This window comes from Actinomadura sp. NPDC049382, assembly GCF_040677125.1.
Lineage (GTDB): Bacteria > Actinomycetota > Actinomycetes > Streptosporangiales > Streptosporangiaceae > Spirillospora > Spirillospora geliboluensis.
The window spans coordinates 23810-29809 of the sequence record NZ_JBFARO010000099.1 but is presented as its reverse complement, the minus strand read 5'-3'; the positions used below and the strand labels follow the sequence as shown (position 1 = coordinate 29809).

The 6000-nt window shown below is 71.4% G+C and carries 5 protein-coding genes; 1 reads left to right on the top strand and 4 read right to left on the bottom strand.

The genetic code is table 11. The features are described 5' to 3' along the window. The 4 genes from AB0K34_RS35420 to AB0K34_RS35405 all read right to left on the bottom strand — a co-directional run. Nucleotides 1-897 (bottom strand): ABC transporter ATP-binding protein (locus AB0K34_RS35420; protein ID WP_364553212.1); only part of this gene is annotated, 897 nt, incomplete at its 3' end. 6 nt (nt 898-903) lie between these two features. After that, nucleotides 904-1884: an ABC transporter permease gene (locus AB0K34_RS35415; protein ID WP_138634647.1), complete on the bottom strand. Its 981-nt coding sequence runs from the start codon at nt 1882-1884 to the stop codon at nt 904-906. A 7-nt stretch (nt 1885-1891) separates the two neighbouring features. Next, nucleotides 1892-2818 carry an ABC transporter permease gene (locus tag AB0K34_RS35410; RefSeq protein WP_138634644.1) on the bottom strand — a complete coding sequence of 309 codons (927 nt, stop codon included), beginning with the start codon at nt 2816-2818 and terminating at the stop codon, nt 1892-1894. A 6-nt stretch (nt 2819-2824) separates the two neighbouring features. Next, a complete protein-coding gene (locus tag AB0K34_RS35405) occupies nt 2825-4432 on the bottom strand; it encodes an ABC transporter substrate-binding protein (protein ID WP_138634641.1) in 1608 nt (535 codons plus the stop codon). A gap of 225 nt (nt 4433-4657) precedes the next feature. On the opposite strand from AB0K34_RS35405, the gene AB0K34_RS35400 reads away from it, so the two are divergent. After that, a complete protein-coding gene (locus tag AB0K34_RS35400) occupies nt 4658-5959 on the top strand; it encodes a M20/M25/M40 family metallo-hydrolase (protein WP_301176689.1) in 1302 nt (433 codons plus the stop codon). Nucleotides 5960-6000: the final 41 nt, after the last annotated feature.

Genomic DNA, 6000 nt, shown 5'->3' with positions numbered 1-6000 from the left:
CGGGCAGCCGGGCGGCAGCGCGGCCGGGTCCGGCGGCGCCCCCTTGATCGGGACGAGCGGCGCGCCGCGCCGGTCCAGCCGCGGCACCGACGCCAGCAGGCCCCTGGTGTAGGGGTGGGCGGGCCGCTCGTACAGCTCCCGGGCGGGCGCCTGCTCGGCCACGGACCCGGCGTACATGACGACGATGCGGTCCGCGACGCCGGCGACGACGCCGAGGTCGTGGGTGATCAGCACCATGCCCATCCGCAGCTCCTCCTGGAGCCCGGCGAGCAGCCGCATGATCTGCGCCTGGACGGTCACGTCCAGCGCGGTCGTCGGCTCGTCGGCGATCAGCACGTCCGGCTCCAGCGCCAGCGCCATCGCGATCATGATGCGCTGGCGCATGCCGCCGGAGAACTGGTGCGGGTAGTCGCCGAGCCGCTTGGCCGCCGACGGGATCCGCACCCGCTCCATCAGCTCGACGGCCTTGTCCCGGGCGGCCCGCCGTCCGAGGCCGCGGTGCACCCGGTACATCTCGCGGAGCTGGTCGCCGACCGTGAACACCGGGTTCAGCGCGCTCAGCGCGTCCTGGAAGACCATCGAGACGCGGTCGCCGCGGTAGCCGCGGCGGCGCCGCTCGGGCAGGCCGAGCAGCTCCTCGCCGCGCAGCCGCACCGACCCGCGCTCGACGCGGGCGGGCGGGGAGTCGAGGATGCCCATCACCGCCTGCGCGGCGACGCTCTTGCCCGACCCCGACTCGCCGAGGATCGCGAGCGTCTCGCCCTCGTCGAGGCTGTACGACAGGCCGTTCACCGCGCGGACGTCCCGGCCGCGCACGCGGAACACCACGTGCAGGTCGTCGACGCTCAGCAGCGGCGGCGGCGCGGGGGGCGCATCGTCCTTCACATCCGTGAGCATTCAGGGTCACCGCAGCTTCGGGTCGAGGGCGTCGCGGACGGCGTCGCCGAGCATCAGGAAGCTCAGCACCGTCGCCGACAGGAACACGGCGGGGAAGACCAGCAGGTGCGGGTGGTCGATGAAGGAGTCCTTCGCCTGGTTCAGCTGGAGCCCCCAGGAGACCTCCGGGTACTGCAGGCCGACGCCGAGGAAGTCCAGCGTGGCCTCCCCCACGATCACGTTGCCGACGTTGAGGGTGGCGACCACGATCACCGGGGCGATCGCGTTCGGCAGGATGTGCCGGGCCATGATCCGGGCGTCGGACGCGCCGAGCAGCCGCGCCGCCTGCACGTAGTCGGCGTCCCGGACGGAGATCACCTGGCCCCGCATGATGCGGATCATCGTCGTCCAGCCGAGCAGCACCAGCACCAGCGTCATCGCCCACACGCCGTGCGAGGGGAACGCCACCAGGATCACCGTGGCGCCCAGCACGAACGGCAGCCCGAAGAACACGTCGGTGAGCCGCGCGATCACCGCGTCCATGATCCCGCCGTAGTACCCCGACAGCAGCCCGAACACCATCGCGATCAGCAGCGCGAACAGGGTGACGGCGACGCCGATGAGCAGCGTCGGGCGGGCGCCGTGCACGACGTGCGCGTAGTAGTCGCAGCCCGCGAGGTCGGTGCCGAACCAGTGGTCGCCGGACGGGCCGGCCTTGGCGGCGTTCGGATCGCAGCCCTGGTTGACGGCCGTGGCGGTGAACAGCCGCGGCAGCAGGGCCATCACCGCGACGAACGCCAGGATCGTCACCGAGATCCAGAACACCCAGCGGCGGCGCAGGTCGCGCCACGCGTCGTCCCACAGCGACGCCCGGCCGATCCCGCCGCCGGCGGCGGCGACCGCCGCCGCGCTCGTCCCGGCGGCGCTCGTCCCGGCGGTGAGCGCCCCCGCCGCGTCGGGCGCCGGTTCGGCCTCGGCGCCCGGCGGGCCCGCGTCCTCGATCTTCATGCGCGCCTCACTCGTACCTGATCCGCGGGTCGAGCACCCCGTACAGCAGGTCCACGACCAGGTTGACCAGCAGGAAGATCAGCACCAGCACGGTGACCGCGCCGACCACGACCGGGCCCTCCTTCAGCTGGATCGACTGGAACACCTGCTGCCCGATGCCCGGCAGGTTGAAGATGCCCTCGGTCACCACCGCGCCGCCCATCAGGTTCCCGAAGTCGACGCCGAGATAGGTCACCACGGGGATGAGCGAGTTGCGGAGCGCGTGCCGGCCGACCACCCGCGCCCGCGACAGGCCCTTGGCGTTCGCGGTGCGCACGTAGTCGGCCCGCAGGTTCTCCGACAGGCTCGTGCGCGTCAGCCGCGCCACGTACGACAGGCCGAGCGAGCCGAGCACGATGCCCGGCAGCAGGTAGCTCACCGGCCAGCCCTCGTCCGTCCCGGCGGTGGGGAAGATCTGCCAGTGCAGCCCGAACAGCAGCTGCGCGGCGTACCCGAGGACGAACACCGGCACCGCGATCACCAGCGTCGTCCCGCCGAGGACGAGGGTGTCGGCGAACCGGCCGCGGCGCAGCCCCGCCCACACGCCGAGCGCGATCCCGATGGCCAGCTCGAAGATCCAGGCGGTGAGGGCGAGCCGCGCGGTCACCGTCCACCGCCCGCTGAGCATCTCCGACACGCTCTGGCCGGTGTAGTTCTCGCCCAGGTCGCCCTGGGCGAGGCCCCACATGTACTTCCCGTACTGCACCAGCAGCGGGTCGTTGAGGTTGTACCGGTCCCGGAGCGTCTGCAGGACGTTGTCCGGGACCGGCTTGTCCCCGGCGAGCGCCTGGATCGGGTCGCCCGGAAGCGCGAACACCATCACGTAGATGAGCAGCGTCGTGCCGAAGAAGACGGGGACCGCCTGCAAGAGCCGCCGTAGGACGTACCTCCACATCGCCGGTTACTTCACCGTCACGTCGGTGGCGACCAGACCCGTCGAGTACGGAGTGATCGTGACGTTCTCGACGTTCTTCGAGCGGCCGCCCTCGCCCGCCCACGTCCACAGCGGGATCATCGGCATCTCCCGGATCGCGATGTCCTCGGCCTGGTTGTAGAGCGCGAGCGCCTGCTGCTGGTCGGCGGCCCGGTTGGCCTTGGCGATGAGGTCGTCGAACTCCTGGTTCTTCCAGCCCATGCGGTTGTCGGCCGACCCCCACATGTTCTCCAGGTAGTTCTGCGGGCTCGGGTAGTCGGCCTCCCAGTTCTGCCGGTAGGGGCCCTTCTCCTTGCGCTCGCGCAGCATCGAGAAGTAGTCGGACGCGGGCACCTGCCGGAACTGGACGTCGGTGATGCCGAGGTTGTCGCGCAGCGAGTTCGCGATGATCCGCATCCACTGCGCGTAGGTCGGCTGCGCGTTGGAGAAGTACAGCTCCATCGTCCCCTTGAACCCGCCGGCCTTGTCGAACAGCTGCTTGGCCTTCGCCGGGTCGTAGGTGCACAGCTCACCGCACGCGTTGGGGCGGTGGCCGGGGATGATGGACGGGATCAGCGAGTCGGCGGGGAAGTAGTCGCCGTTGTAGACCGCCTTGTTGATGCCCTGGCGGTCGATGACCATCGAGATGGCCTTGCGCAGGTCCGGGTTGGCGAACCGCTTGTCGAACACCGGGAAGCCCAGGTAGTCCGTGGTGCTCATCTTCCGGGCGAGGAACCGGTCCCCCAGCAGCCGCTTGGCCTCGGGGACCTTCGCCGACGGGATCGTCTGCAGGACGTCGATCCGGCCCGCCCGCAGATCGGTGTAGGCGGTGTCGGCGTTGGAGTAGCTCTTCCAGGTCACGCCCTTGTTCTTCGCCTTGCGCGGCCCCGCGTAGCCCGGGTAGGCGACCAGCTTGATCTGCTTGTTGCGCTCCCAGTTCCCGTCCATCTGGTACGGGCCGTTGCCGATCGGGTGCTCCTCGAACGCCTTCAGGTCCTTCAGGCCCGCGCTCGGCATCGGCGCGTACGCCGGGTACGTCAGCAGCAGCGGGAACTGGCTGAACGGCGCGTTCAGCGTGACCTTGAGCGTGTCGGCGCCGGTGACCTCCAGCCCCGACAGCTTCTCGGCCTTCGGCTTGGCGTTCTCGTCCTCGGGGTTCATCTCCTCGTAGCCCTTGATGTACGAGAAGTAGGAGTTGGCGCCCATGGCGTTCGGGCCGTACGCCGCGTTGTTCCACGCGTCGGCGAAGCTCTGCGCGGTCACCGGCTCGCCGTTGTGGAACTTCTGCCCCGCCCGCAGCTTGACCGTCCAGACCTTCTGGTCGCCGGAGGTGACGGACTCCGCGGCCAGCGGCACCGCCTTGCCGTCCTGGTCGAGCGTCATCAGGTTGTCGAACAGCTCGGTGATCACGTCGAAGGCGTAGCTGCCGGTCGTGTTGGCGGGCACCAGGTGGTCGGGCTCGGAGTGCCCCACGGTGAACGTCCCGTCGCTCGCCCCCGCCTCATCGCCGCCGCAGGCCGACAGCCCCAGCGACGCCGTGAGCGCCACCGCGACGGCGCCCGCGATCTTCCACCGCACACCCCATTGGCTGGTCATGCTCCTCCTCGGCCCCGGTCCACGGGCTCTTGGCCGCCCGCCGCACCTCGATTGTTGGCAGGGTCGTACTCGCGGTGACGTTTTGCACACAGCGCTGACGGAGTCGAAACCGGATCGAGACGTTCTTGATCATGCTTCTCCGATTCCCCGTGCGACACACCGCCACTCCGTTGACACGGGGCGGTCCCCGGGGAAAATGAAGCCTCGTCGCGAATCGGAGGTGCGATGGAGGACGGGGCGGACACCGAGGCCGGCCGGATCTGTGCTGATCTGATCCGCTTCGACACCACCAACCGGGGCGAAGGGGTCGCCCATCCGGAGCGCCCGGCGGCCGAGCACGTCGCCGCGCTGCTGGACGAGGTCGGCGTGGAGGCGCGCGTCGTGGAGTCGGCGCCCGGCCGGGCGAGCGTCCTCGCCCGCGTGCCCGGCACCGACCCGTCGCATCCGGCGTTCCTGATCCACGGGCACCTCGACGTGGTCCCGGCCGACGCCGCCGACTGGACCGTGCCGCCGTTCTCCGGCGAGGTGCGGGACGGGTGCGTGTGGGGGCGCGGCGCGGTCGACATGAAGGGCAGCCTCGCGATGACGCTCGCGGTCGTCCGGCGGCGGCTGCGCGAGGGGCGGCGCACGCGCGGCGACCTGGTGCTGGCGTTCCTCGCCGACGAGGAGTGCACCGGCGACTACGGGTCGCGGTACGTGGTGCGGGAGCACCGCGAGGTCTTCGAGGGCTGCACGGAGGCGATCAGCGAGTCCGGCGGGTTCAGCGTGGAGGCCGACGGCCGGCGGATCTACCCGGTCGCGACGGGCGAGCGCGGCACCACGTGGCTCAAGCTGACGGCGCGCGGCACCGCCGGGCACGGGTCGAAGCCGGCGCCCGACAACGCGGTCGCCGAGATCGCGCACGCGGTGTCGCGGCTGGCCGCCCACGAGTGGCCCGTCCGGCTGACGCCGGGCGTCCGCGCGCTGCTCGACGGGCTCGCGAAGGCGCTCGGCACGACCATCGACCACGACCGCCTCGACGCGGAGGCCGCGCGGCTCGGCCGGGCCGGCCACCTGTTCGCCGGGACGATCCGCAACTCGGCCAACCCGACCCGGCTGGACGCCGGGTACAAGGTCAACGTCGTGCCCGGCACGGCGACCGCGCAGGTCGACGGCCGCTACCTGCCCGGCACCGGCGAGGAGTTCCTCGCCACGATCGACCGGCTGCTCGGCCCCCGCGTCACCCGCGAGTTCATCAACTACGAGGAGGCCCCGGCGGCCGACCCGGCCGGCCCGACGTTCACCGCCCTCGCCGAGGCGCTCCGCACCGAGGACCCGCAGGCCCACCCCGTCCCCTACGTGATGGCGGGCGGCACCGACGCGAAGTCGTTCCACCGCATCGGCATCACCAGCTACGGCTTCGCGCCCCTGCGCCTCACGCCGGACCTCGACTACTTCGGCATGTTCCACGGGGTGGACGAACGCGTCCCCCTCGACGGCCTGGCCTTCGGTACCCGCGTCCTGGACCACCTCCTGGACACCCGCTGATCCGCGGCGCGCAGGCGGGCGGAGTGGCGGCCCGGTCGTGC